29 protein-coding genes are annotated in these 25,988 nt (G+C 65.6%); 13 read left to right on the top strand and 16 right to left on the bottom strand.

Going from position 1 to position 25,988, the window contains the following annotated elements:
* Positions 1 to 29 precede the first annotated feature (29 nt).
* From QQ25_RS21920 to QQ25_RS21885, 8 genes are read left to right on the top strand one after another with little or no spacing between them, the layout of a single operon-like run.
* Positions 30 to 884 (top strand): phytanoyl-CoA dioxygenase family protein, encoded by an 855-nt coding sequence (locus tag QQ25_RS21920; protein WP_039322704.1) that lies wholly within the window; start codon positions 30 to 32, stop codon positions 882 to 884.
* A gap of 11 nt (positions 885 to 895) precedes the next feature.
* Positions 896 to 1,429 carry a VOC family protein gene (locus QQ25_RS21915; RefSeq protein WP_157847838.1) on the top strand — a complete coding sequence of 178 codons (534 nt, stop codon included), beginning with the start codon at positions 896 to 898 and terminating at the stop codon, positions 1,427 to 1,429.
* A gap of 14 nt (positions 1,430 to 1,443) precedes the next feature.
* Entirely contained in the window at positions 1,444 to 3,117 is a 1,674-nt protein-coding gene (locus QQ25_RS21910; protein WP_052235955.1) for a class I adenylate-forming enzyme family protein, read from the top strand.
* A 23-nt stretch (positions 3,118 to 3,140) separates the two neighbouring features.
* On the top strand, positions 3,141 to 4,127 hold the full coding sequence (locus tag QQ25_RS21905) for an enoyl-CoA hydratase/isomerase family protein (RefSeq protein WP_039323220.1): 987 nt from the start codon (positions 3,141 to 3,143) through the stop codon (positions 4,125 to 4,127).
* Positions 4,128 to 4,138: 11 nt separating this feature from the next.
* Positions 4,139 to 5,422 (top strand): amidohydrolase family protein, encoded by a 1,284-nt coding sequence (locus QQ25_RS21900; protein WP_052235954.1) that lies wholly within the window; start codon positions 4,139 to 4,141, stop codon positions 5,420 to 5,422.
* Positions 5,410 to 6,162: an SDR family oxidoreductase gene (locus tag QQ25_RS21895; protein ID WP_039322699.1), complete on the top strand. Its 753-nt coding sequence runs from the start codon at positions 5,410 to 5,412 to the stop codon at positions 6,160 to 6,162. Before QQ25_RS21900 ends, QQ25_RS21895 begins: the two co-directional genes overlap by 13 nt.
* 41 nt (positions 6,163 to 6,203) lie before the next feature.
* A complete protein-coding gene (locus QQ25_RS21890; protein ID WP_234711950.1) occupies positions 6,204 to 7,424 on the top strand; it encodes a cytochrome P450 in 1,221 nt (406 codons plus the stop codon).
* A 38-nt stretch (positions 7,425 to 7,462) separates the two neighbouring features.
* Positions 7,463 to 7,864, top strand: a complete 402-nt coding sequence (locus tag QQ25_RS21885; RefSeq protein WP_052235953.1) for a limonene-1,2-epoxide hydrolase family protein — start codon at positions 7,463 to 7,465, stop codon at positions 7,862 to 7,864.
* Here QQ25_RS21885 and QQ25_RS21880 read toward each other — a convergent pair.
* From QQ25_RS21880 to QQ25_RS21865, 4 genes are read right to left on the bottom strand one after another with little or no spacing between them, the layout of a single operon-like run.
* Positions 7,828 to 8,826, bottom strand: a complete 999-nt coding sequence (locus tag QQ25_RS21880; RefSeq protein WP_052235952.1) for an NADPH:quinone oxidoreductase family protein — start codon at positions 8,824 to 8,826, stop codon at positions 7,828 to 7,830. The two genes, QQ25_RS21885 and QQ25_RS21880, sit on opposite strands and share 37 nt — an antisense overlap.
* Positions 8,823 to 9,812: a phosphotransferase family protein gene (locus QQ25_RS21875; RefSeq protein WP_052235951.1), complete on the bottom strand. Its 990-nt coding sequence runs from the start codon at positions 9,810 to 9,812 to the stop codon at positions 8,823 to 8,825. Before QQ25_RS21875 ends, QQ25_RS21880 begins: the two co-directional genes overlap by 4 nt.
* 32 nt (positions 9,813 to 9,844) lie before the next feature.
* Positions 9,845 to 11,146, bottom strand: a complete 1,302-nt coding sequence (locus QQ25_RS21870) for an acyl-CoA dehydrogenase family protein (protein WP_039322693.1) — start codon at positions 11,144 to 11,146, stop codon at positions 9,845 to 9,847.
* 15 nt (positions 11,147 to 11,161) lie between these two features.
* Positions 11,162 to 11,818, bottom strand: coding sequence for a TetR/AcrR family transcriptional regulator (locus tag QQ25_RS21865; RefSeq protein WP_169748646.1), 657 nt, complete (start codon positions 11,816 to 11,818; stop codon positions 11,162 to 11,164).
* A gap of 254 nt (positions 11,819 to 12,072) precedes the next feature.
* Here QQ25_RS21865 and QQ25_RS21860 point away from each other — a divergent pair, with 254 nt between their 5' ends.
* From QQ25_RS21860 to QQ25_RS21845, 4 genes are read left to right on the top strand one after another with little or no spacing between them, the layout of a single operon-like run.
* On the top strand, positions 12,073 to 13,353 hold the full coding sequence (locus QQ25_RS21860) for a cytochrome P450 (RefSeq protein WP_039381183.1): 1,281 nt from the start codon (positions 12,073 to 12,075) through the stop codon (positions 13,351 to 13,353).
* On the top strand, positions 13,353 to 13,547 hold the full coding sequence (locus QQ25_RS21855; RefSeq protein ID WP_039322690.1) for a ferredoxin: 195 nt from the start codon (positions 13,353 to 13,355) through the stop codon (positions 13,545 to 13,547). The genes QQ25_RS21860 and QQ25_RS21855 overlap by 1 nt, the downstream gene beginning before the upstream one ends.
* A 15-nt stretch (positions 13,548 to 13,562) precedes the next feature.
* Complete coding sequence (locus tag QQ25_RS21850) at positions 13,563 to 13,865, top strand: DUF1330 domain-containing protein (RefSeq protein WP_039380952.1); 303 nt, start codon at positions 13,563 to 13,565, stop codon at positions 13,863 to 13,865.
* 15 nt (positions 13,866 to 13,880) lie between these two features.
* A complete protein-coding gene (locus QQ25_RS21845; protein ID WP_039322684.1) occupies positions 13,881 to 14,801 on the top strand; it encodes an LLM class F420-dependent oxidoreductase in 921 nt (306 codons plus the stop codon).
* A 69-nt stretch (positions 14,802 to 14,870) separates the two neighbouring features.
* On the opposite strand, the gene QQ25_RS21840 is transcribed toward QQ25_RS21845, so the two are convergent.
* From QQ25_RS21840 to QQ25_RS21800, 9 genes are all read right to left on the bottom strand, one after another.
* Positions 14,871 to 15,638: an alpha/beta fold hydrolase gene (locus QQ25_RS21840; protein WP_039380950.1), complete on the bottom strand. Its 768-nt coding sequence runs from the start codon at positions 15,636 to 15,638 to the stop codon at positions 14,871 to 14,873.
* A 3-nt stretch (positions 15,639 to 15,641) separates the two neighbouring features.
* Positions 15,642 to 15,842 carry a ferredoxin gene (locus tag QQ25_RS21835; RefSeq protein ID WP_039322680.1) on the bottom strand — a complete coding sequence of 67 codons (201 nt, stop codon included), beginning with the start codon at positions 15,840 to 15,842 and terminating at the stop codon, positions 15,642 to 15,644.
* Positions 15,839 to 17,044: a cytochrome P450 gene (locus QQ25_RS21830; RefSeq protein WP_039322677.1), complete on the bottom strand. Its 1,206-nt coding sequence runs from the start codon at positions 17,042 to 17,044 to the stop codon at positions 15,839 to 15,841. The genes QQ25_RS21835 and QQ25_RS21830 overlap by 4 nt, the downstream gene beginning before the upstream one ends.
* A gap of 148 nt (positions 17,045 to 17,192) precedes the next feature.
* Positions 17,193 to 17,981: an NAD(P)-dependent oxidoreductase gene (locus tag QQ25_RS21825; protein ID WP_039322674.1), complete on the bottom strand. Its 789-nt coding sequence runs from the start codon at positions 17,979 to 17,981 to the stop codon at positions 17,193 to 17,195.
* A complete protein-coding gene (locus QQ25_RS21820; protein WP_324607900.1) occupies positions 17,981 to 18,871 on the bottom strand; it encodes an NAD(P)-dependent oxidoreductase in 891 nt (296 codons plus the stop codon). The genes QQ25_RS21825 and QQ25_RS21820 overlap by 1 nt, the downstream gene beginning before the upstream one ends.
* On the bottom strand, positions 18,799 to 19,692 hold the full coding sequence (locus QQ25_RS21815; RefSeq protein ID WP_039380948.1) for an alpha/beta fold hydrolase: 894 nt from the start codon (positions 19,690 to 19,692) through the stop codon (positions 18,799 to 18,801). The genes QQ25_RS21820 and QQ25_RS21815 overlap by 73 nt, the downstream gene beginning before the upstream one ends.
* A 14-nt stretch (positions 19,693 to 19,706) precedes the next feature.
* Positions 19,707 to 21,362, bottom strand: coding sequence for a thiolase C-terminal domain-containing protein (locus tag QQ25_RS21810; protein ID WP_039322667.1), 1,656 nt, complete (start codon positions 21,360 to 21,362; stop codon positions 19,707 to 19,709).
* 93 nt (positions 21,363 to 21,455) lie between these two features.
* Entirely contained in the window at positions 21,456 to 21,677 is a 222-nt protein-coding gene (locus tag QQ25_RS21805; RefSeq protein ID WP_039322665.1) for a ferredoxin, read from the bottom strand.
* Complete coding sequence (locus tag QQ25_RS21800; RefSeq protein ID WP_082017628.1) at positions 21,674 to 22,981, bottom strand: NADH-ubiquinone oxidoreductase-F iron-sulfur binding region domain-containing protein; 1,308 nt, start codon at positions 22,979 to 22,981, stop codon at positions 21,674 to 21,676. Before QQ25_RS21800 ends, QQ25_RS21805 begins: the two co-directional genes overlap by 4 nt.
* Positions 22,982 to 23,008: 27 nt before the next feature.
* On the opposite strand from QQ25_RS21800, the gene QQ25_RS21795 reads away from it, so the two are divergent.
* The gene (locus QQ25_RS21795; protein WP_039322662.1) at positions 23,009 to 23,494 is read left to right on the top strand and encodes a hypothetical protein; all 486 of its coding nucleotides are present in this window, start codon (positions 23,009 to 23,011) and stop codon (positions 23,492 to 23,494) included.
* Between the two features lie 23 nt (positions 23,495 to 23,517).
* Here the strand turns inward: QQ25_RS21795 and QQ25_RS21790 are convergent, their stop codons facing one another.
* From QQ25_RS21790 to QQ25_RS21780, 3 genes are read right to left on the bottom strand one after another with little or no spacing between them, the layout of a single operon-like run.
* Complete coding sequence (locus QQ25_RS21790) at positions 23,518 to 24,447, bottom strand: alpha/beta fold hydrolase (protein ID WP_039380947.1); 930 nt, start codon at positions 24,445 to 24,447, stop codon at positions 23,518 to 23,520.
* Entirely contained in the window at positions 24,447 to 24,839 is a 393-nt protein-coding gene (locus QQ25_RS21785) for a Rieske (2Fe-2S) protein (RefSeq protein WP_039322657.1), read from the bottom strand. Before QQ25_RS21785 ends, QQ25_RS21790 begins: the two co-directional genes overlap by 1 nt.
* On the bottom strand, positions 24,839 to 25,981 hold the full coding sequence (locus QQ25_RS21780) for an amidohydrolase family protein (protein ID WP_039380946.1): 1,143 nt from the start codon (positions 25,979 to 25,981) through the stop codon (positions 24,839 to 24,841). The genes QQ25_RS21785 and QQ25_RS21780 overlap by 1 nt, the downstream gene beginning before the upstream one ends.
* Between the last annotated feature and the right edge of the window lie 7 nt (positions 25,982 to 25,988).

The raw sequence follows: 25,988 nt of genomic DNA, 5'->3' as shown, positions 1-25,988 counted from the left end.
ATTCCCCTGTCGGAGGAGGATTCCCAAACATGGACGACACCACTGGCCTCAAGGCGCCGTGCCGCCTGGTCACGCCCGAGGAGGTCGCGCATCTCAATGAGCACGGCTGGGTGAAGCTCAAGCGCTTCGTGGATCCCGATGTGCTTGCCAGGATGCTCGAGCTCGCCCGCGAGAAAATGGGGGAGGATGCGGACAGCAACCCGTTGAAAGCGGGTATGGCGCCGGCCACGGACGGGGAGGCCCAAGGTGTGCTGGCCTACTTCAACGCCGAGCGCAGCGGTGGTCTGGGCAACCCGGTGCTGCGACCCCTGATCGAAGAGATCGGCAAGAGCGCAACTCTGCTGTTGGGCCGGCGCACCAACACCGGCTCGGCTGTCGGAGTCAGGTACTACAACGACTTCTTCGTGCCGAAGCTGCCTTCCACGAAGTCTTCCCGGCATGGCGGTAACGGAGCGACGGCGTTCCATCAGGACTACATTACCTTTGCGGTGGACCGGACCGGCGGTATGACGTTCTGGATTCCGTTGGAACCTTATGGGCCCGAAGCCGGAACCATGTCGTTCGTCAGTGGTTCACACCGCCTCGGTGTGCTCGGCGACTACACCACCTATGGCGGCGCGGACGCCCTTGAGGTGTTCCCGGAGCTACGCGAACTCGACATGAGTGAGCAGATGAACTACGAGCTGGGCGACATCACCGTGCACACCCACCTGACCATCCACGGCGCCGGCGCGAACGCGATGGACCGTCCGCGATGGGGATATCTGTTGATCGTCCAGCCCGAAGATGTCTGCTGGAACGGGTCGCCGTGCCCCAACTTCGACACCACGGACATGGCGCAGTGGACCGCGTTGAACGACGAGCGATTCCCGCTGATCGGCTGAAGGGCACGTTGTTGAGCACCGTTTCCCCCTTTCCCAACCGGAACTTCATGCAGGTGTGCTGGGTGGTTCCGGACCTTCGCCTCGCCATCGAATCCTGGTCCCGTAGTGCGGGAGTGGGCCCGTTCTTCTGGTTCGACGGCGTGGGGTGCGTCGGGGGACGCCACCGTGGCGTGCCCGCCGAGTTTCCCGCGGTGACCGCCGCCATCGCCTACGCGGGAGACCTTCAGATCGAGCTCGTCTGCCAGGACAACGACGAACCGGGCGTGTTCCGCGACGTTTTCGAGGCCGGACAGTCCGGGCTGCACCACATGGCATTGGTCTGCACCGACTATGAATCCGAACGTGACACGTACATCGAGGCGGGAGCAGAGCTCGCGTTCGAGGGTCAGATCGGCAACAGCCGCACGTGTTGGGTCGACACCACACCCACGCTCGGTTTCATGGTCGAACTACTCGAGCCGAGCCCGGCCCGCGAGGCCGGATTCGCCGCGATGCGTGCCGCCGCGCAGTCCTGGGACGGCGCCGATCCCATCACCAGGTTCTGAAGCGGACGCGGCTCATGGACGACACAGACGACGTTGACGGCAAGCAACCGGCTTCGACGTTCCCGCAACTGTTCGCCGAGGTGGTCGCCGCTCGCGCGGACCAAGACGCGCTGATCTTCGCCGGCCAGACGCTCACCTACCGGGAACTCGAACAGCGTTCGGCGCGAATGGCACGCGCTCTGTTGGCGATCGGCGCCGCGAAAGGCACCCGGATCGCGCTGCTGGCGCCCGACAGTGCACTGCTGATCACTGCGTTCTACGCGGCGTTGCGCATCGGTGCACTCGTCACCCCGATCAGCACGTTGACCACACCCAACGAGCTTGCCCACATCATTCGGAACAGCGATGCGCAGATCCTGATCGGCGTGCGCCGGTTCCTGACCCGTGACTACGGACGCAACCTCGAAGCAGCCCTGCCCGGGCTCGGAGACGCGAGGCCGGAGGTCCTTCGCCTGCCCGCCGCGCCGTATCTGAGGTCGGTGTGGCTCGACGATGCTGCCGGACTGCCCTGGGCCCGTTCGATTGACGATCTGCAGGCGCGCGCCGACACGCCCGACGCGCCGGACGCCGCACTGCTGGCAGCCGTCGAGTCCGAGGTGGCCCCAGGCGACGAGGCATTCGTCGTCTATACGTCGGGCAGCACTGCCACACCCAAGGCCGTGGTCCACGGCCAGTGGGCAGTCGCCCGCCAGCCCCCGGTCCTGGCCACGTATTTCGACGTCCAACCCACCGATCGGACCTTGTGCCTACTGCCTGCCTTCTGGATGGGTGGCATCTCGGCGGCACTGCAAGTGCTCAGTACCGGAAGCACATTGGTGTATTCCACCAGTCCGGACATCGATGTCGTGCTCGATACCATCGAACGCCATCAGGTCACCAACATCGTGGTCTGGCACATGCTGGCCAAACTCCAGGCGGCCGCACGAGTTCGTGGTATCGATCTCGACGCCGTCAAGATCACCACCGGGCCGACGTGGGACGAGAACGGCGACCCCATCCCGCGCCACCTGCAGACCCGGATGCTCGGGATGTCGGAGAGCTTCGCGCCGCACAGCGCGGAGCCGGTGAACAGGCGCCTGCCCGAGTCGAAGGCCGGTGCCGCCGGCCGTGCGGTCAACGGCATCGAACGGCGGGTGGTCGACCCGCACACCGGCGTCGAGGTGGCGCCCGGCGAGGTCGGCGAACTGCAACTGCGCGGTGGCGCACTGATGACGGGTTTCTACAAGGTGCCGCGGCACGAGGTGTTCACCGCAGACGGTTTCTTCCCGACCAGAGACCTCGTCCGGATCGATGTCGACGGTTACGCCTTCTTCGTCGGCCGGATCAGCGACATGATCAAGACCAACTCCGCCAACGTGTCTCGCCTCGAGGTCGAGGCGGCGCTGAACTCACTGTCCGAGGTGGAGTTGTCTCTCGTCGCCGGTCTGCCCGATCCGGAACTCGGCGAAATCGTGGCCGCTGCAGTCGTTCCCGCCGCCGGCAGCGAACCCGATGAGGCGAGCCTGCGTGCCGCATTGCGCGAAACACTGTCCAGCTTCAAGATCCCGCGCCGGATCGTCTTCATCACCCACGACGACGTCCCCAGAACGCCGACCGGAAAAGTGCGGCTCTCCGAACTGACCGAACTCATCACAGCCCACCTCGCGGCGCAGGCACGTACCCATCACGTGACTGCGGCCGGCGGGTGAACACCGACAAGGAGACGCGGCACATGTCAGAGCAGGTAGAGCAAGCACAGCCCAAGCAGCGGCCTCCGGCGGAAGAGATTGTGCTGTACGAGAAGAACCCGGAAACCAAGATCGCCACGATCACCCTCGACCGTGCCGACGAACTCAACGCGATGACGATCGATGCCCAGCACCGCTACGCGGACCTCGTCCACAACGCCAGCATCGATGACGAGGTGAAGGTGCTGGTGATCCGAGCGAACGGACCCAACCTGGGTAGCGGCGCCGATCTCACCGAACTGTTGGACACCATGGCCGGCCGTGGTGACGGCAGCATGAACCATGCGGTTCGGGTTCCCGAGGATGCGGACGTGGTCTATCCGCCGGTGGGGACCTACCGCCGCCGGGCGTCGACGGTGCAGTTCTACACCGATCCGAGCGCCGGCATGCGCAGCCTTCAGGACTTCAAGAAGATCAGCATCCTGGAGGTGCGTGGGTACTGCTACGGCTGGCACTTCTACCAGGCTGCCGACGCCGACATCGTGGTCGCGTCCGAAGATTCACTGTTCGGTCATGCCGCCTGGCGCTACGCGGGATTCGCTGCGCGGCAATGGCAGTGGTGCAACACGATGGGCGCGCGCAAGTTCATGGAGATGGTGTTCACCGGCCGGCCGTTCACCGCCAAGGAGATGTACGAGTGCAACTTCATCAACGCCGTGGTGCCCTTCGACGAGCTCGAGGCGATGACCGACAAGTACGCGCTGGCCTGTTCTCGCAGTCGTCCCACCGACACGGTGTTCGCCCAGAAGACCTTCTTCGAGATCTACAAGCAGCATCAGGGTGAATACATGGGCAGTATCGTCGCCGGCCTGTTGGAGTCCACCCTCGATCAGCTCCGGCCCGACCCCGACACCCGGGGCATGGAACTGGATTCGGAGACGCTGGAGAACCTGACCGACACGGTCAAGGACAACGACAGTCAGTTTCCCCCGGACTGGCGCCTGAGCCGGCGGGGCCGGGCCGCGCGCTAGGAGATCCAGACATGTTGGTGATCACCAATGCCAAGGTCTTCGACGGCCGCACAATGCTTTCCGGCCTGCGTAGTGTCACGCTCGACGGCAACACCATCGCCGCGATCGACGCCCCGCCCGCCACGGCCGACGATGTGATCGACGCTGCGGGCATGACCCTGATGCCGGGCCTGATCAGCAGCCATCTGCACCCGGACTTCTACAAGTTCGACATCGCCGACAGCGACCGGCTCGGCAAGGAACGCCCGCCGGGGGTTCTGATGGCGATCGGGATCCGCACCTGCCGGGTGCTGTTGGAGAGCGGGTTCACCGGATACTCGGGCGCCTCCTGCTCCAACGACATCGACGCGCAACTCAAGATGGCCATCGACGAGGACATCATCCCGGGGCCACGGATCCGCGCGTGCGGACACCATCTCGGTACCACGGGTGACATGAACAACGGCGGCCGATGGTGGAAGGCCTACCAGACACCGGGAACCGATGTCTGCGCCGACGGTCCCGATGCCCTGCGCAGGCTGGTGCGCCAAGAGATCAACCGCGGTGCCGAAACCATCAAGATCTTCGCCAGTGCCGGCCACGGCCAGCCGAATCGGACCACCCGCAACATGTCGCGTGACGAGATCGCCGCGATCATCGACACCGCCCACGAACGCGGCGCCAAGGTCCGTGCGCACGTCGCCGACAAGGCGATGATCATGGAGTGCATCGAACTCGGCCTCGATGTCGTCGATCACGGCGACGAGGTCGATGCGGAAGTCATCGCTGCCATGGTGGAGGCAGGAACCTTCTGGGTGCCGAGCCTCATCTTTCTCCGCAGTGTGCTCGAGCTCGGCCTCGGCGAGAACCTCGGTGTGCGCCGGGAGCAGTACGACCACGTCCGCGCCATGCTGCCGGCGGCCCAGGAGGCCGGCGTGCGCATCCTGATCGGTGACGATTACAGCGGGGTCTTCCGCGACATGATGGACGACGATCCGCTGGACCATCAGGTCGGAAACTACGGTCGCGAGTTCGCGTACTACGGCCAGATCGACGGCCTTTCGCCGGAAGTTGTGCTCAGCTGGGGCACCCTCAACGCCGGTCAGCTGCTGGTGGATTCGCCGGCGCGGGTGGGAGTGATCGAGTCCGGCGCCCTGGCGGACCTGATCATCGTCGACGGCGATCCCGTCGCCGACCTCTCGTTGCTCGCCCGTCCCGCCGAAGCCCTGCGCGCCGTCATCCGCGACGGCGCGGTGGTGATCGACCGGATGAGCGAACGCGTGCACTCCAGAAACGAGGAACTGTGTCCACAGTGAGAGATCAGAAGGTCGCTTTCGTAACCGGTGCGGGTTCCGGGATCGGACGGGCCGCGGCGGAGGCGTTCGCCCGCCGTGGCTACGCGGTGGCTCTCGGAGATGTCGACGAAGAGGCCGGCGCCAAGGTTGAGGCGGAGCTGAACCATTGGGGTACAGCGACGTTCATCCCATGTGATGTGACCGACGACGCGGTCGTCGCCGACGCGGTGGCCCGAACCGTCGCGACGTACGGTCGCCTCGATGCGGCGTTCAACTCCGCGGGCATCGACGGCGAACACGGGAAGCCGACCGCCGAAGCCACCATGGAGAACTGGAACCGGGTGATCGCCGTCGACCTGACCGGAACGTGGTCGTGCATGCGCTATCAGATTCCCGCGATCATCGAGACGGGCGGCGGTGCCATCGTCAACTGTGCCTCGGTGGCCGGGCTGCGGGCCGCGCCGACCGTATCGGCCTACACCGCGGCCAAACACGGTGTCGTCGGGTTGACCAAGGTGGCCGCGCGGGAGTACGCGAGCCAGGGCCTGCGCATCAACGCCATCTGCCCCGGCACGGTCGACACCCCGATGTTCCGGGCGTCGATGTCGCCCGAAGTGATCGAAAACCTGCTCACCGCAACCCCTGTCGGCCGCCTGGCCGAGGCCGGGGAGATCGCCGACATCGCCGTGTGGCTGTGTGATGACGCCCCGGGCTACCTCACCGGTCAGGCGATCGCGGTCGACGGCGGTATGGGGGCGTGAACCGCGTCAAATCCTGCAGACCCACCGAAGGGAACGGCCAAGTGTCCAGCCAAGTGTCCACTGAGCAGTCAGTGCCCGCCGGAGACGTGTATTACGACCCGTATGACCTGGAGATCAACCGGGACCCGTACCCGACGTTCCGCAGGCTGCGGGACGAGGCGCCGCTGTACCACAACGAGCGGCACGACTTCTACGCGGTGAGCCGCCACGCGGATGTGGCGAAGGGGCTGTCGGACCGCAACACGTTCAAGTCGGGCCGCGGCAACATTCTCGAGTTGATCAAGTCGGGGATCGAGATGCCACCCGGTCTGGTCATCTACGAGGACGCGCCCACGCATACCATCCACCGCAAGTTGGTCTCGAAGATGTTCACGCCGAAGACCGTGGCATCCCTTGAGCCGAAGATCCGGGCTTTCTCAGCGGCCTGTCTCGACCCGCTGGTGGGGTCGAATCGGTTCGACCTCATCGCCGAGTTCGCCGCCAAGATGCCGATGCGGGTCATCGGCATGCTGCTCGGCATCCCCGAGCAGGATCAAGAGCAGATCCGTGACCGCAGCGACGCGAATTTACGGGTCGCGCCCGGCAAGGCCATGAAGTTCAAGCAGGACACTCTCGTTCGCGGCGGGGTGTTCGCCGAATACCTCGATTGGCGGGTGGACAATCCGTCCGACGACATCATGAGCGAACTGCTGCACCTTGAGTTCGTGGACGAGACCGGTACCCAGCGGCGCCTGACCCGAGACGAGATTCTCGCCTATGTCCAGGTTGTCGCCGGTGCGGGCAACGAAACCACCACGCGATTGATCGGCTGGACGGCCAAGGTGCTTGCCGCACATCCCGATCAGCGCCGGGAGCTGGTCGAGGACCATTCGTTGATCCCCAACGCCATCGAAGAGATCCTGCGCTACGAGACGCCCGCGCCGCACATCGGCCGATATGTCGCGAGCGACGCAGAATTTCACGGCCGGACCGTTCCAGCAGGCAGCGCAATCCTTTTCGTGGCCGGGGCGGCGAATCGTGATGACCGCGTCTATGCCGACCCTGACCGCTTCGACATCCACCGCAAGGTTTCCTCGCCGCTCACCTTCGGGATGGGTGCGCATTTCTGCCTGGGTGCGGCACTGACCCGGCTCGAGGGGCGTATCGCGCTCGAGGAGATGCTGACCCGGTTCCCGGAATGGGACGTCGATCTCGAGGCCGCGAACCTGTCGCCCACCTCCACCGTGCGCGGCTGGGAACAACTGCCCATGGTGGTGTCGTGAACCAGAACCTCGTTACAATTTCGAAGAAAGGTGTCAATATGCTGTCACAACATGCCGACGGGAAGACGATGACCGCTGAGGAGATCGTGCGTGCCGAGATCGCCGCATGGGGGAACAACGACGTCGACGAAATCATGAGCCACTTCGCCGAAGACGCCACCTTCGACATCGGCCCCGAGTGGCCGAAACTGGCCGGACGCGAGGCGATCCACGAGATGATGAAGGTGTTCTTCGCCGGGGGCACGTGCGTCGATCTCGAAATCCGGTATCTCGCAGTCGACGGGGACGTCGTGCTGATGGAGCGCAGCGATCATTGGCTCGTGGACGGAAAGCAGATGAGCTGGCCGGTGATGGGCGCCTACGAGGTGAAAGACGGCAAGATCACGGCCTGGCGGGAGTACTTCTACCCGCCCAAGGATCTTGCGTCGGATTCCGCGTAACCAACCGCGATGACCACCTTGCCGACCGCCCGTCCGTCGGCCACCGTCCGAAGTGCGGCGGGCGCGTCGGCCAGCGGGTAGACCGCGCCGATGTGGGGCCGCACGGCGCCGGTGGCCAACAGGTCCCGCAGTTCGGCCTCGTTACGCGTGAACTCGTCCGGGGCGATGTCCTGGAACTGAAATCCGAGCACTTGAATCCCCTTGACCAGGACCAGGTTCAGCGGGATGCGGGGGATGACGCCCGAGGCATAGCCGATGGTCACGAACCGGCCGCCACGGCGCAGCGACCGCAAGGCCGGCTCGGACAGGTCCCCACCAACCGGGTCGAGGACCGAATGCGCCCCGTTGGGCAGCGCTTCTCGCAGGGCGGCCCGCAGATCGCCCTGGGCGTGGTTGACGAGGGCGACAGCACCGTATTGTGCTGCGGTGGAGAGCTTTTCCTCTGAGGACGCCACCGCGGTCACCCGCGCGCCCAACGCCGTCGCGAGCTGCACCGCCGCCAGACCCACGCCGCCGCCGGCGCCCAGTACGATCACGTCGTCGCCGGGTTGGATCCGGGCCACCGATCGCAGCGTGTGATACGCGGTGCGGTGGGCGACGCCGAAGGCGGCCGCGGTCTGATCGTCGACACCGGTGGGGATCCGGGCCAGTCCGGCCGTCGGGACGCATACCTGCTCGGCGAACGCCCCGAACAAACCGGTGCCGGTCACCCGGTCACCAACGGCGAAATCGTCGGTGTTCTCCGCGACTTCGGTGATGACGCCGGCGAACTCGCTTCCCGGTACGAATGGCACCGGTACGTGAATCTGGTATCGATCGGCAACCAGCAGCACGTCTGGGAAGTTAACCGCGGCCGCGCCGACCTGCACCCGCACCTGGCCGCCGGTGATCGGGGGAGTGGGAAGTTCCTCGATGACGACCACTTCCGGTGGCCCGTACTCCGGGCATACCGCGGCCTTCACCGGTAGTCGCTGGACTCGGCGAGTTCGGCGGCCGAGGCCATCAGGTCGGTCACCACCGGCCCGAAGGCCAACAGCTTCTCGTCGTCTCCGGCCCGCTGGAAACCCTGCTCCAGCACGATCGCCAGTTTCCACTTGGCAAGCACCAGGTAGTAATCCAAGTCATCAACCTGGCGTCCCGATACCTCCGCATAGTGGGCCACCACGTCGTCGCGCGACGGCATTCCACGCATGTCGACATAGCCCATCTCGGACGGCTCCGGGTTGTTCACGTCGGCCGGCCACGACTGCACCATCCAGCCCAGGTCGAGCTTCGGATCGCCGACGGTGCCCATTTCCCAGTCCACGATCGCGGCCATCGTGGCCGGGGCGCCGTGGCGGTACATGACATTGGCGAACTGATAGTCGCCGTGCATCAGCCCGGGGACGAAATCGAGCGGCTTGTGGGCCCGCAGCCAGGCGGTGGCCACCTCAAGCCCCGCCAGCTCACGGTTCTTGATTCGGTCGAGAAAGCCGATCCAGCGGTCGACCTGACGTTCGTGGAAGCCGTCGGGCCGGCCGAGATCACTCAGGCCCTTGGCCTGCCAATCCACCTTTGACAACAGCGCAATGCCTTCGGCGAGTTGATAACTGAGTCCGGGGCGGAGGCTGAGGTCGGAGTTGAAGGGTTCGGGCCAACGGCCATGGGTATCCATCGGGGACCAGCCGTCGACGAAGCCCATCAGATAGAACGGGCGGCCGAGCACGTCAGGATCGCCGCACACCCCGACCGCGGCGGTGTGCGGGACCTCTGTCCCGTCGAGCGCCTCGATGATGCGCCACTCCCGCAGGATGCCTTTGTCGCGGTCCGGTGGGGCCCCGGGTGGCGGCATGCGCAGCACGCAGGTGTGCTCACCACGGCGGATCTCGTAGATGACGTTCTGAGTGCCGCCCGAGAGGAACCGAGCCTCCAGCGGCTCGGCTTTGCCGGGCAGCCCCGCGTTGTCCATCCAATCGGCAAGGCGCGCAACGTCTATCTCACTCACAGATTGCCCACCTCAGCCTCCAGATATTCCGCGTACTTCGCTTTCGCGGCTTCGCGCTTGCGGGGTATCCACTCGGAGGGCCAGGTGTCGGTGGTCGGCTGGTAATCGCGCAGCACCTGCCGGGCGACGGTGGTCTTGTGCACTTCGGTCGGGCCGTCGGCCAGGCCCATCACCGCGGCACCGGTGACCATGCCAAGGAAGGGCATCTCGTTGGTGACGCCGAGCGCACCGTGGATCTGCATTGCCCGCCAGGCGATGTCGTGCAACACGGTGGGCATGGCCACCTTGACTGCGGCGATGTCCTTGCGAACCTTCTTGTAGTCGTTGTACTTGTCGATCTCCCACGCTGTGTAGAGGACCATCAGCCGGAATTGCAGCAACTGGGCGTAGGAGTCCGCGATGTAGCCCTGCACGAACTGCTTGTCGGACAGGCGACTGCCCTGGGTTTCGCGGCTGAGCGCGCGTTCGCACATCATGTCCAGCGCCTTCTGCGCCAGGCCGATGGTGCGCATCGCGTGGTGAATCCGGCCGCCGCCCAACCGGGTCTGGGCGATGACGAAGGCTTGGCCCTCGCCGCCCAGCAGTGCCTGGGCAGGAACCCGGACGTTGTCGTAGTGGATGAGAGCATGAGAACCCGCGTTGTCCGGTTCGCCGTAGAGGCCGACATTGCGCACGATCTTGACGCCCGGTGTGTCGGTCGGCACCAAGAACATCGACATGCCCTGGTAGGCGCTGACCTCAGGATTGGTGACCACCATGACGATCAGAAACGACGCGGTTGCGGCGTTGGAGGAGAAGAACTTCCAGCCATTGATGACCCAGTCGTCCCCGTCCCGGACCGCGCTGGTGGTGAACAGGGTCGGGTCGGCGCCTGCGTGCGGTTCGGTCATCGAATAGCAGGAGAACAGCTCGCCCTCGAGCAGCGGATGCAGGTACTGCTGCTTCTGCTCCTCGGTGCCGTAGTGCGCGATGATCTCGGCATTTCCGGTGTCGGGGGCCTGGCAGCCGAACACGATCGGCGCCCACTGTGAGCGGCCGAGGATCTCGTTGAGCAATGCCAGCTTGAGCTGGCCGTAGCCTTGCCCACCGAGATCTGGACCGAGATGCGTGGCCCACAAGCCCTTTTCGCGCACCTGGGCCTTCAGTGGGTCGATCGCTTCCCGGCGCTTGCCCTCCAGCTGGGTGAATTGCAGGTGCGGCCAGGCCAGGTCGAGTGGCTCGACCTGCTCGGTCACGAAGTTGTCGGCCCAGTCGAGCAGTTCCTGGTATTCGGGGTCGGTCTCGAAATCCCACGCCATCGTGGGCCCTCCGATCTAGTTGGTGGTGGTGTTGAAGCCGGTGATCAGCGCACCGATGTCGCGTGCGACGACGTCGGTGAACGAGCGGTCGCCAAAACTGCCGCCGGCCCAGTGCCGGACGCCTTCGCTGACCAGGATCTGGGCCAGCCGAGACAGGTGGGTCACGTCGACGTGGGCGCCGAGCTTGCCGTTGGCCTGGGCACGGGCGAACAACTCGCCGAACATGTCGGCGTCCCGGGCCTCCGGGTCGACATCGCCGGCCAGGATCCGGTGTTCGTGCCGGTAGCCCTCCAGGATCGTCTCGACGATCAACTCGGGTGGGTTGCGCGCCATCGACCGTTCGAGGCTGCGAAGTGCCTCGGTGATGACGGCGATCATGTCGTAATCGCCGACGAGCAGCGATTTCACCCGCTTCTGTGCCAGACGGGTGGAGGTCAGGCCCACCTCGAACAGGATGTCCTCTTTGGCGGGGAAATAGAAGTAGAACAGCGCCCGGGACACCCCCGCGGCGCGGCAGATGTCGGCGACCGTGGTCTTGGCGTAGCCGTTGGTACGCCAGAGCGCCATCGCGGCCTGCACCAGATCGCGCTTGGTCTGGTGCGACCGGGCCCGTTGGAACGAGGCGCGGCGCTGACTGTTGTCAGCAGTAGCGGCCACTGCTGTTCTGGGCATATTCGCACTGTAACAGTGGGCCGGACTGTTGAGAATAGTTGACGTCTGTCTAACTAGCTTTCATGATGCGGAAAAGCCGGGTGACGACGGCTTCCTGGTCGGCCGACGCACGGCGAAACGTACGAGAATCCAATTCTTGTCACTTGCCGCAGTTCGGTACGGGCCGGCGTTGACGGTTAACCGGGGCTATGGAAATCTGCTATTCATAGATGAGAGCCGCATTCTCATATGTGCGGCTGGAACGGGAGCAGCAGATGGCGATCGACCCAACCGGTATCGATTTTTTCCGCGATGAACGATTGGTCGATGATCCGTATCCGTTCTTCGAGGCCCTGCGGAACAAGTGCCCGGTCACTCGTGAGGATCACTACAACGTCACCATGGTGACCGGCTGGGACGAGGCCGTCCAGGTCTACAACGACGAGGAGACCTTCTCGTCCTGCCTCTCGGTCACGGGACCCTTCCCGGGTTTCCCGGTCCCGCTGGAGGGGCGTAGCGCCGAAGAGGTCACCGAGCTCATCGACAAGCATCGCGACGAGCTGCCGTTCAGCGATCAGCTGCCGACGCTGGATCCGCCCACTCACACCGACCATCGCTCGCTGTTGATGCGGCTGATCACCCCCAAGCGCCTCAAGGAGAACGAGGACGCCATGTGGCAGTTGGCCGACGAGGTGCTCGACAGCTACCTCGCGCCCGGTGGGGGAGAGTTCATCAAGGGCTTCGCCGGACCGTTCACGTTGCTGGTGATCGCCGACCTGCTCGGTATCCCGGCCGATGACCGCGAAGCCTTCGTCGACGGCATCAAACAGAATTCCGGCGGCGGTGTCGGAAGCACCGGCAAGGAATCGCTGTCCCACAGCCCGCTGGAGTTCCTGTACGGCCAGTTCTCCGACTACGTGTCCGATCGTCGCGCCAATCCGCGCGACGACGTCCTCACCGGGCTGGCCGAGGCCACCTTCCCCGACGGCAGCATTCCCGACGTCGGCGATGTCGCACGAGTGGCGACCAACGTCTTCTCGGCCGGGCAGGAGACCACGGTGCGCCTGCTCAGCACCGCATTGAAGATCATGTGTGAACAGCCGGAGATTCAGCAGCGCCTGCGTGCCGACCGCAGCCTGATTCCGAACTTCATCGAAGAGGCGTTGCGGATCGAAAGCCCGGTAAAGGGCGACTTCCGGCTGTCGCGCTGCCCCGTGACCATCGGTGACACCGAGCTGAATGCCGGAACCACGGTGATGGTGCTCAACGGTGCGGCCAACCGCGATCCGCGGCGCTTCGAGGATCCCGACACCTTCGACCCGGCGCGCAAGAATGCCCGCCAGCACCTGGCTTTCGGACGCGGCATCCACAGCTGCCCCGGCGCGCCGTTGGCGCGTGCCGAAACCCGGGTCGGTATCGAGCGGCTGCTGGACCGGACCACCGATATCCGGATCTCCGAGGCCCAACACGGTTCGGACGGCGACCGGCGCTACAACTACATCCCGACCTTCATCCTGCGCGGCCTGACCGAGCTGCACCTGGAATTCGACAGCTGATGCGGGTCAAGGTCGACGAGGACCGTTGTGCCGGCCACGGCATGTGCCTGACGCTGTGCCCCGAGGTCTTCGAGATGTCAGACGATGGTTGGGCTGTCGCCGATCCGGAGGATGTCCCGGCCGGACTCGAAGGCGCGGCGCGCGAGGCGATAGAGAATTGCCCCGAACGGGCGATCAGCGAAATCGGCAACTAGAGAAAGAGATTCGTAATGGCAGCTGGAACTTCTAAGGGCTACGTCGTCATCACCGAGGACATCAAGGATCCGGCCGGCATGGGCGAGTACGCCAAGCTGGCCTCGAAGGCGATGGGCGGCGCCAAGATCGTGGCCGTGGACCAGAAGCCCGAGGTGATCGAGGGTTCCTGGCACGGCACCCAGACCGTCGTGCTGGAGTTCGAGTCCGTCGACGCCGCGCGCGAGTGGTACTACTCCGATGCCTACCAGGCGGCCGCCAAGGTCCGTCAAGGCGCCGCGGAGTGCAACGGCGTCATCCTCTCCGGCTTCCCCTCCTGACCCGGGGCGGCCGCAGTGCGCTACAGCATCACGCATCCGATGCACACTCACCCGTATCATCCGGATCTGGTGAGCGGCAGCGGGATTGCCGCAGTGGCGGCTGCGGCCGAGAAGGCGGGCTTCGACGGATTCGGGTTCACCGACCATCCCGCGCCGTCACAACGTTGGCTTGATGCCGGCGGTCACGACGCGGTGGATCCGTTCGTGGCCATGTCATTCGCCGCGGCACACACCACGACGCTGCGCCTGGTGCCCAACATCGTGGTGCTGCCGTACCGAAACCCTTTCGTGGTGGCCAAATCCGGGGCCACCCTGGACATGCTGTCGGGCGGGCGGTTCACGCTCGCCGTCGGAGTCGGCTATCTCAAGCGGGAATTCGCCGCGCTCGGGGTGTCCTACGACGAGCGTGCCGAGCTGTTCGACGAGGCACTCGAGGTGATCCGCGGTATCTGGACCACCGACGACTACAGCTTCGAAGGCAAGCACTTCAATGCTCGCGGAATCACCGCGCACCCGCGGCCGGCGGCGAGCCCCCATCCGCCGATCTGGGTCGGTGGCAACACCTCTGCCGCTCGGGCGCGGGTGGCCGCACACGGCGACGGGTGGTGCCCGTTCGCCGCGCCGCCGGGCCTGGCGAAGACCGCGGGCACCGCGGCGATCGATTCACTGGACGCCTTGGCTGCCGGCATCGAGGATTTGCGGACCCGGATGTCTGCAGCCGGCCGCGATCCTGACGGAATCGACATCGTGTTCAACAACTTCGAGGGCGGCAACCCGGGAGACGACGACTTCGCCGCCGACGCATACCTGGCCGGCGTGGACAAGCTCGAGGCGCTGGGCGTGACCTGGCTGCACGTGACGCTGCCCGGCGACAGCCTGGCCCATGCGCTGGAGGCCACCGAAAAATTCGGCAAGACGGTCATCGCCGCGGCTTAGTCCCGTTGACACTGCGGTGAGGGCGTTGTGCACACGCACTTTCGCGCCCTCAGCGCAGAGTCAACGGTCTCAGGCCGGGATGAGGGCCGACACCGGCGTGGTCGTGGTGGCGTGCACCAGCAGCTCGGCGAGCTCGCGCGGGCGGCTCAGAAACGGTGAATGCGATGCGTCGATGGTCAATTGATCGACTCCCAGGCGTTGCGTGACCGTGTCGGCCAACCAGCGCGGCATCGAGCGGTCCTGCAGGCAACGGATGAAACTGCGGGGCAGGTCTGCCGCCCAGAACTGCTTGACCGAAACCGGGGTGACCGTGGTATCGCCGAACCGCTCGGGGCCCAGCTGATCGAAAGCCCAACGGGCCGTTGCCTCGTCGCAGTCATGGTAGAAGTAGCGGCACGCCCCTTCGAAGTCGGCGAAATGCATCGCGCCTTCCTCGTCGAAATGCAGATAGCTCAACATCTCCCCGACGTCTCCGTCGAACTCGGTGCCCAAGTCGTCGTCGGCCGAACGCATGGCCATCGCCTCGGGATACGTCCTGCCCTCCCTGGGCAACGCCGCGGCCAGATAGACGATGTGGCTCACCAGTTCCGGGGCCGCATCGGCAGCGAGAGTGGCGTCGAATCCACCACCCGAATGCCCCACCAGCACATCGCCCGGCTGCATCATCTCGAGAATCGCGGCGCGCCGGTTGGCCAGCGTGGACTCCTCGGCCCGCCGCGCACCATGTCCGGGCAGGTCTACGGCGACGCCGTCATGTCCCAGAGTTCGCAGTTCGGCAATCGTGCGCTCCCAGCACCAGGCAGCATGAAAACCGCCGTGTACGAAGACGAAACGCACGGGCTACTCGTCGGTGATCGAAATGGCTTGCCGGGGGCATTGACGCACCGCTTCGCGGATCAGCGCCTCGTTCTCGGGTGTCACATCCTCTTGCAGGATGTGCAGATAGTCCTGATCGTCGAGGTCGAACACGTCGGGAGCCAGCCCCATGCAGACGGCGTTGCTCTCGCAGATCTCGAAGTCGACGTGCACTTTCTTGCTCATCGCGACAACACCCGCACCGGCACATTGGAATAGCCCGCGACATTCTGCATCTGAACGCGTTTCAGCCCATCCCATTTCACCTCGTAACGAGGCATGAAGTCGAGCAGCTTCTCAAGGGCGACGACGCTCTCCATGCGGGCGAGCGCCGCCCCGAGACAACTGTGGATGCCGTAACCCAGGCCCAGGTTCTGCGCTTCGGTGCGATCACGGTCGATGTCGAACGAGTCGGCGTCGGTGAACGCATCGGGATCGCGGTTGGCCGCCGCGCTGATCAGGAACACCGGCTTGCCCGCCGGAATGGTGCCGCTGGGTACGTGGGCTTCCTTGAGGGTGTAACGGACGTTGTACTGCACCGGCCCCTCGTAGCGGAGCAGCTCCTCGACAGCGGCGTGGACCTTCTCGCGGTCATCGAGCAGTTTCTGCCACTGCTCGGGGAACTTGGCGAACAACACCATCGCGGTGCCGACGAGCTTGGTGACCGTCTCGGCGCCCGCGCCGCCGAGCAGCGTGGCGAACCCCGTGATCTCGATGTCGTCCAGGCGGCGCATCTGGCCGTCCTCACCGGGAATCTCCGCCGCGATGAGCCGGCTGATCATGTCGTCCTGCGGATTTTCGCGACGCTTCTGCACCAGCCCGTAGTAGTAGATCCCGGTATCGATGTTGGCCTGCATGCCGGCCTCAGAGGTGGTCATCTGTCCGGGCTCGCGGGACAGGCTGGTATCGATCCAGTGCCGGACCTGCTGGCGGTACTCGGGCTCGACGCCGGCCATGCGGGTGATCACCTCGACCGGGAACGGACCGGAAAAGTCTTGCACCACATCGAATTCGTCGGAGTCGATCAATCCGAGGTGGTGCTCGATCTGCTCGACGACGGTGTCCCGCTGAGATTGGATCATGCGCGGGGTGAACGCCTTGTTCAGCAGGCTGCGCATGTGCCGGTGATCGGGCGGGTCCATGAAGATGATGGACTTCTGCGGCGGCTCGTCGCTCTGCACCATGGCCAGATCACAGCCGCGCGACGAGGAAAACGCCTCGTGGTCCTTCAACGCTGCCGCGACGTCCTCATGACGGGTGAGGGCGTAGAAGTCCTGCTCCTCGCTGTAGAACAGCGGGGCCTCCTCACGCATCTGCCGGTACATGTCGAACGGGTTGTTGAAGAACTCCTCGGAGAACGGATCGAAAACCACCTGGGCCTTGGTCATTGGCGGGCTCCTCCTTCGCGGCGGGCTGGGCCGGAAGTGTTGTGACACGTTACGGGAAAGTGTGGAACTGTAACGCTAACAGTAGTCCGTTTGAGATCGTTTGAAAAGCGCGAAATGCGTGCTGATCAGGTCGGGATGTCGAGCTGAATCAGCTGAGTGCGGCGTCGAGCAGACCCTCGAGTCGACCGAGGTCACTGTCCAGTTCAGAGGCTGTTCTGCGGACGACGGCCACGTCCTTGCCGATGAACTCGCCGACCCGGGCGATGAAGGCGTCGGCCGACCCGGTGGCGGCGATGCCGCCGAGGGCCCGGCTTGCGGCGCTGCCGTGGGTGAGTGCGGTCAGTAGCGTCGCCTCGTCGATACCGAGTCGGCCGCCCAACCGCACGCCTTCGGCCACCGCACCGATCTGCGCGGCGAACAAGGCGTTGTTCACCAGTTTCACCCGCTGGCCCGACCCGACGGGACCGACGTGCAGCATCGGATCGGCGTAGGACGTGAGCACCTCGCGAGCGCGGGCGACCGCATCGTCGTCGCCGCCGGCGAACACCGTGACGGTGCCGGCCGCGATGTCATGCGGCCCGCCGCTGACCGGAGCGTCGACGACCGCGATGCGGCGTGCCGCGCCGCGTTCGGCCAGAGCCTCAGCCGTGCGGGGGCTGCCCGTGGTGTGCACCACCAGCACCGAACCGTCGGGCATCTCGTCGATCAGACTGGGGCAGAGAGCGCGCACCTGCTCGTCGGTGAACACGCAGACGATCGTCACGTCGGCTCCGGCGACGGCCGCGCTCGCCGAATCCACCGGCTGTGCACCGAGTTCGGCCACCGCAGCACGCTTGTCGTCGTCGCGCCCCAGAGCCTGCACCTGGTGGCCCGCCTCGGCCAGGCGACGGATCATCGGCGCGCCCATCCGGCCGGCCCCGATGAAACCTACGCGCATCAGCGCGGGTGCTTCATGATGGCGAGCGCATTGTCGGCGGCGTCAAACACTGCACCTTGGGGGGCCGACGCGTCGTCGGCGAGGCTGGCCGCGTGCCGGCAGTCCTTCTGCAGCAGCGCACCGGCGATCGGCGCCAGGTTGTCCAGGGTCCCGCCGAACATGGCGATGCTGTTGAGCGCCTTGCTGGTAGCCGAACCGCGGGTGATCACCTCGCACAGTGCCTGACGTGGAACCCCGAGTGCCTCACCGAGTTCCAGCGCACTCATGGCGGCGCCCAGGTTTGCGCTGAACAGCAGATTGTTCAGAATCTTGGCGACCTGACCGGCGCCGACACCGCCAAGGTGCACGATCGGGTCGGCGTAGGTGGCGAACACGGGACGAACCCGCTCGACGACTTCCTCGTCGCCGCCGACCATCACCAGCAGGGTGCCGGCCGAAGCGGCGGGCTCGCCGCCGCTCACCGGGGCGTCGATGAGCGAAATACCCTGCGCGGCAGCCTTCTCTGCGAGCTCACGGCAGGTGTCCGGGTGCACGGTCGAGTGGATGGCGATGACGCCGCCCGGGGCCAGCCCGGCCAGAACACCGGTCTCACCGTCGAGCACCTGGCGGACGTCGTCGTCACCGACGACACACAGGCAGACCAGATCGCTGGCGGCGGCCAGCTCGGCGGGCGAGCCCGCCGTCTTCGCGCCGGTGTCGGCGAAGGGTTCCAAGGAGGCTGGTCGCCGTGCCCACAAGGTGGTCTCGAAGCCGCCCTCCACGATCCGCCGGGCCATCGGTGCCCCCTGGCTACCCAGCCCGATAAATCCGACTCGCATCAACCTGCCTCCACTTCCACTTCGGTATTCACAGTGCGTTTGACCGGCTCGCGGTCGCGGTCGTCCATGCATTGTTCGGCGAACGCCAGCACCTTGCGGTGATAGCTCGCGGCGGTCAGCCCCAGACTGAGGTTGTGTCCGCTGTCGGCGAGTTCGTCGGTTTGCACCCGCGGCGAGGCGGTGAACATCGCACCAATTGCGGCCAGTGCGTCGGGATCGGATTCCCAGACGTTCTCGTACTCGCCGGCCACGAACTGCACCGGAACTGTCGTCTGCCCGGCTAGTGCCGGAAAGTCCTGTCGCGCCCAGGTTTTGATGACGTCGCCCTCGTATGCCGTGCCGCCTGCGGACAGCCCCGCGCCGATCACATCGGGCGGGTACAGCCGGGCCGGTTCCCACAGCAGCTCGCGTAGACCACGTGGCCGGTTCACGGGTGACGCGTCCTTCAGCAGTTGCTGCGCCGCCGGGTGATACCGGCGGCCGGTTCCTGCCAGTGACACGCCGACCACCTCCGGTCGCGCCACGGCCAGGTGTAGGGCCAGCTCGCAGCCCATCGAATGGCCCATGAGGAACAGGGCCGCCGCACCGGCGATGCGCTGGACCGCGCCGACCGCGAGGGCAACCCGCTGGTCGGGACGCATCATGGCGTCGGGGTAGGCCGCCGACGCGCCGTATCCGGGACGATCCAGAGCGATCACGGTGAACCCGTGGTCAACTCCGCTGCGCAGCAGGGACAGTTCCGGGTGACCTGGGCAGTCGAAGTATGCCGATGTGGTGGCCCCGCCGTGCAGCGCAACCACAACCGCGCGGGGGTCGGGTGCCTCTGCGACCAACGCCGACATCGGGACGCCGTCGACCATCACCACCCTGGGGTGCGGATCGGCCGTACTCATCGGGTGCGCATGGTTCAGTCGTCCCTGCGCATCAGCAGCACGCCGCTCGGGGTCAGGCCTCCACTGCTGGCCACCGCCACGCGCGCGTCCTTGACCTGGCGTTCGCCGGCCTCGCCGCGCAACTGGGTGACGGCCTCGTGGATCAGGCCCATCCCGTGAGTCCGGCCATGCGAGAGCTGTCCACCGTGAGTGTTGAGCGGGATGACACCGTCACGGGCGATGTTGTGACCGCCCTCGAGGAAGTCCTTGGCTTCGCCGATACCGCAGAAGCCCAGCCCCTCCAGCCAGGACAGGCAGTTGAAGCTGAACCCGTCATACAGCTCTGCGACATCGACATCGCCGGGGCGCAACGAAGTCCGGGACCACATGTGTGCGCTCTGGCCCAGCACCTGCGGTTCGTGGGTGAGCGTGGTCTGGTCCCAGTCGAGCCGCTCGATGATCTGGGTGCCGACGGCCTCGAACAGGATCGGCGGTTTGGGCAGATCGCGCGCAACGTCGACGGCCGAGACGATGACGGCCACCGCACCGTCACACGGCACGTCGCAGTCATAGAGGCCGAACGGTGTCGTGATCATGCGCGCCGACAGGTAGTCGTCCATGGTCATCGGATCGCGATAGATCGCGGTCGGGTTCAGCGCGGCATTCGCCCGCTGGTTCAGTGCGATCCATCCGAGTGTCTCCCGGGTGGTGCCGTACCTGTCGAAGTGCCGGCCGGCGTTCTGGGCCAATGTATGTGCCGCAGAGGTGGATCCGAACGGCTGTTGCCAACTGTTGGTGCGGCCGCCCATCGGAGGGGACATCTTGCCCTCCTTGACCAGCTGGCCGAATGTCGCCTCCCACAGCGTGCGGAAACACAGCACATGGCGGGCCATTCCGGTGGCGACTGCCATCATGGCCGCGATCACCGAGCCGCCGGGACCGAACGTGTCCATGCCGCCGTTGATCCACGTCGGACGAAGCCCGAGCGCACCCTCCAGCGCACTCACGCCGCCTTCGCCCATACCGGCGATGTCCAGGCCCGGATAGGTGGACAGACCGTCGATGTCGTCGAACGTCAAACCGGCATCGGCAACGGCCTTTTCGGCCGCCTCGATGGTCAGCGACAGCGGCGGCACCATCAGCCGCCGGCCGATGGTGGACATCCCGATGCCGGTGATGGCCGAGTGGTCCTCGAACTTCTCCTTGGTCAACATCGGCCGGACGTACTTGCCGACATCCTGGGGTGCCACAGGTTCGGCGACCGGCGGGGTAGCGGTGGTATCGGCCGACGGCTTGAACACCGGCAGCCAGACGTCTTCGATGTGCTGGAACTGGACCTCCACCGGCATTCCGAGTTTGAGGTCCTCGGATTCGCAGTCGACGATGTTGGTCGTCAGCCGGACCCGGGGATCCTCGGCGATGGCCACCTCGGCCACCACGTATGGAGGCGGCAGATCGGGAAATCCGAACCGGTGGTTGACCGTGAACCCGGCCAGTGATGCGCGCCCGGATACCTCGCGCACGCCCATGTTGTGGCTGCGGCAGTAGCGGCAGACCGGCTGGGGCGGATGGATGAGTGCGCTGCAGTCCTGACACTCCTGGATTCGCAGCACCCCATCGGCGCCCGCGGTCCAGAAGTACTCGTTGAGCGTGGTGACCGTCGGGAGCGGACGTCCCGGTATCTGTGACAACTCGACTCCGGTGGTAAGCGAATTATTCTATGCGGAGAATCACGTTACCAGTTTTCGGGATGAGTGATCCAGCACTTTCATGTCCGATCCGGACTAACCGGCCTCGCGTTGCGTCCGGGTCTGCTTCAACTCGATGATGGCGTGCACCGGGCAGTCCAGTAGGGCACGCCGCACGGCCTCCTCGTCGGCCTCGGGAATGTTGCCGTCACCGTGAAGTGAGGCGTACCCCCAGTCGTCCAGTGGGAAGTACTCGGGCGCGTGCTTGGCGCACAACCCGAAGCCATCGCACAACGTGCGGTCCAGCTTGACCTTCATACCGCCACCACCGCCTCCCCAGACTCGACTTCGTACGGCCGGGCGGCTGTGAACGCGCCGGAACGGCAGATCTGACAACCGTTTTCGAGGTGGCGCTGGACCAGGTCCGGGAACTGGGTCAACAGGCTGGCCGCCACATTGGCCGCGCCGTCGAGCGTGGCGCAGGCGCCGCGGCCGCGCAGCACCACCGACCACCGCTTGAGCCGGTCCAGATCCTCCTGGGTGGCCAGACCGTCGCGCAGCCCGGTCGTCGCCGCCGCCATCGCGGCGGTGCCGTTGAAGCACGAACCGCACTGGCCGGCGTTCTCCCGGTCGAAGTACGCCAGTACTGACGCGGCGACCGCCACCGGGCACTCATCGGTGAGGATGCCGATCGCGCCGCAGCCCAACCCGCTGCCCAAGGCCCGCACGGACTCGTGATCCAGTGTGGTGCCGAGGATGTCGCGGTTGATCAGTCCGGCGAAGTAACCGCCCATCAGCGCACCGCGGACGTTGTCGGCCGATACCCCGTGCAGGGTCAGCAGATCGGCGAACGCGATGCCGTGCGGAAGCTCGTACAGTGCCGGTGGACGCCCGGCTCCGGTAATCGTGGCCAGGAAGGTGCCGGGTGAGCCCGCGGTGCCGAGTTCGCGAAACGCCTGGGCACCGTGCTGATGCAGGTACGCCAGGTGTGCGAGGGTCTCGACATTGCTGATCAGCGTTGGCTTCCCGTCCACCCCCTCCTCGAACGGACGCGGTGGCTTGTCGGTGGGTTTGGCCGGTCCGCCGTTGACCACATGCACGGCGGCGGTCTCCTCACCCGCGACGTAACCCGGTGCAACGGTGAGCAATTCGACCGCCACCGCGTCGAAGCCCCCGGGGAGTTCTGCAATTGCCCGCTCGACGCTCTCGGCGGCCCGGGCGTCGGATACGTACACCACGGCACGGTCGGCGCCGACGATCCCGGCCGCCAGCCGTAGGCCGTCCAGGACCGCATGGGGGCGGTTGCGTAGCAACCACCGGTCCTTGATGGAGGCCGGCTCGCCCTCTTCGCCGTTGGCGATCACCACTGAGCCGACCTTGGCTGCGCCGCCCTGCTGTCCGTTGTCGCGCACGGTGCGCAGCTTCACCGCCATCGGGAAGGCCGCCCCGCCGCGCCCCAGCAAGCCGGCGGCCTGGACCTCTGACAGCAGCTGGTCCGGATCGGCAAGGGCGCCATAGCCCCCGGCCCGCTGATAGTCGGAAACGTCTTCCGGCCCGTCGAGCAGCAGGCGCGGGGTGATCCCCGGCCATGCCGCGACCGTCAGTTCGGCTGTCATGGTCACATCCCGTCCCCGGTTAGGCTTACCGGCATGAGAACTGCGGTGGTGCGCATCGGAGTGGACCCGGCTGGTGAGCTCGGAGCCCAGGAGCTATCCGACGGCATGGCAACGCTTCGTGAGTTGCTGGATGAACGTGGCGCCGAGGTGCTGGACAACCAACTCGCCGGACTGCCCGCGCATCGTCGCGAGGTCGAGGTGCTCATCGCCGGAAACGACGCACCAGAGCTGCAGACCATCGCAATGCAATTGTGCGCCAAGGCGTTCGGCACCTCGCCCACCCCCGGAGTGGTCACCTTCGTCAGCCGCGGGACCGACGAGGACGCCCGCGGCGTGCTGGCCGGGTTCGGACTGACGGGCGACATCGAGCGGTCCGTCGACGTCGAGACCGACGCGTTGGGTTACGACGTTGTGACGGTGACCCTGGACAAGGCCGACCTGGCACGTATTCCGGAAAGTCGCATCCACACCGCCTTGGAGGCTTCGCTGAACTGCGAGGTGCACATCCGGACGGTGTGAGGGCTCGCCGGCCGACCCGGATGTCACGTCGACCTCAGGAAGTCGACGATCGCCGGGGCAGCCTGCACCCAGGTGTCGAACAGGCAGAATGTCTTACCACCACTTTGGGCGAACTTCTCGCCGGCGCGTTCCCAGGCATCCTCGGGCCACGGCGGGTCGATCAGCTTGGAGCCCTTGATCAGACAACTGACCTCGAGCGAGGTGCGTTTGGGGTGGTCCCAGTCGTTCTCTCCACCGCGGATGATCAGGGTGGGCACCGTGATGTTGTCGAACATCTCGTCAGGGACACCGGGAATGGTCTGACCGGGTTTCGACACGAAAGCATTGAGCCAGCGCAACATGACCTTGAGGAACTGGTCGGCATCGAGATCGAGCAGGCGCTGCCGGTTCGCCGGGTTCTCCGCGATCCGCTCACGCCACTCCGGCACGTTCAGCAGTCCCTCGATACCGAGCCCGCGTACCGCAAGGATGCTGGGCGTCACGTAGTGGCCGCCGAGCACGAACGAGCCGTATACGCCGCCGACGATGTTCCACACCACCAGTTTTCGCACGATCTCCGGATACAGCATGGTGGTCAGCATCGAGTCCCGCGCGCCGCCCGAGCCACCGAGGATGTAACACGGTCCGATCTCAAGGTCGGTGATCAGCCGGTAGAGCGTCTCGGCACGCATGTGCGATTCGCTCTGCCCGTAGAACTGCACGTCGGACTTCCCGCAGTTGGGCCTGTCCCACAACAACACCCGGTAGCCGCCCTCGACGAGGGCCTCCGCCAACGGCCGCAGCCCAGGGATGTCCTTGCTGAACCGGCCGCCGGGCGTCAGTGCGATGAAATCGCCCGTGTCGCCGAGGATTTCGTAGACGACATTGCCACCGTTGATCTCGATGGTCTCCTCGCCCGGCTTGAGCTGCGGAACCGCCGCCAGAACCGTTGATTCGCTCGCAAGCTCGCCCATTACGCCATCACCAGCACTTCGTTGTCCACGACCCGCACCGGATAGGTACGGATACTCCATTCCGGCTTCACCGCGGTGGTGCCGGTTGCCAACTCGAAACCCCATTGGTGCCAGGGGCAGTAGATGTACTCCATGTCACGAACCATCACCGCATCGCCGGGCACGCTCTCGTCGACCACGGTGCGGCCGCGCGCGCGGCCTGAACACAGCGGACCGCCCTCGTGCGGGCAATAGTTCGCGATCGCGTAGAACGTGCCGTTGACGTTGTACACACCAACGCCGTGCCGGCCGATCGGCACCAGCTTGTGTGTGCCGGGCGGGATTTCGTCCACGGTGGCGACGACGTGCTCGCGCCCCTGCGCGAGCCGGGGGCGCTTGTCCGGCTCGCTCATCAGAAGACCCGCGCCTGTCCCTCGAGGACCGGAACGGTCTCGGGCAGCTTGTAGGTCTCGATGCCGTTGCGGAACATGATCGCCTCACGCGCGTGCTCGGGCAGGTGCTTGACCAGCCAGCGCGGATCGTCGAATGTCCAGTGCGGGTAGTCGCTGGAGTACAGCAGGATCTTGTCGCATTCCATCCATTCGAAGGCCCGGGACAGTTCGGTCTTGTCCTCGGGGTAGTCCAGCGGCTGGGTGGTGAACTTGATGTGGTCCTTGACGTACTCGCTCGGCTTGCGCTTGATGTCCATCCAGCTCTTGCGCTTCTCATAGATGGCATCCATCCGCCACATCAACGGCAGGATCCAGGTGAACGCATGCTCGACGAACACGACGCGCAGCGTCGGAAACCGGTCGAAGACCCCGTCGAAGATCAGGCTCATCACCTGGTTGGCCGCCAGCAACGAGTAGCTGACCATGAAGTCGTGGTTGTAGCTGGGTAGCCCGACCGGGGGAGTGGGAAGCGTCTCGTACTCGCCACGGGACAGGTGGCAGCTGACGGTGATGTCGTGCTTGGTGGCCGCGGCCCAGATCGGATCGTACTTCGGGTCACCCCATGCCGGGCGCGGCTCGGCCTTCATCAGAACCTGTGCCATGTAAGGGTGTTCAGCCCACTGCTCGATTTCGGCGACCGCGGTCTGCGGCTCCTCGATGGCCACACAGATGGATCCCCGCCACCGTTCATGCCAGTTGTTGTGGGAGTCCAACCAGTTGTCGGCCAGCCAATGGTTGACCGCGGTGCAGTAGGCGGCAGTGGCTTCGCCGAGGCGGCTCTCGGTGTGGGTCGGTTCCAGGATGGCGATATCGGAGCCGGCTTCCATGACGAGCTGACGCAGCGCCATGTCGGGGTCACTGCAGGCGAATTCGCCATCCGGCGGGAACGCGTCCACGCGCATGGCGTAGGCATGTGCGTAATCCGGTGCATCGTAGTAGATCTGCTCGCCGACCTTGTGGCTCAGAAAGTACTTGCTGCGCCACGGTTCAGGGATGTACTCGATCAGTTCGCCGCGCCGCGGCATGGGGTGGACGTCGGAGTCGACGCACCGAACCGCGATCCGCTCGGCCGCAGGCACCCGTGGGTTGGTCGTGATGGTCATGACGGTT

This window comes from Mycolicibacterium setense (genome assembly GCF_000805385.1).
In the GTDB taxonomy this organism is placed as follows: domain Bacteria; phylum Actinomycetota; class Actinomycetes; order Mycobacteriales; family Mycobacteriaceae; genus Mycobacterium; species Mycobacterium setense.
This window is presented reverse-complemented; position numbering and strand designations above follow the sequence as displayed.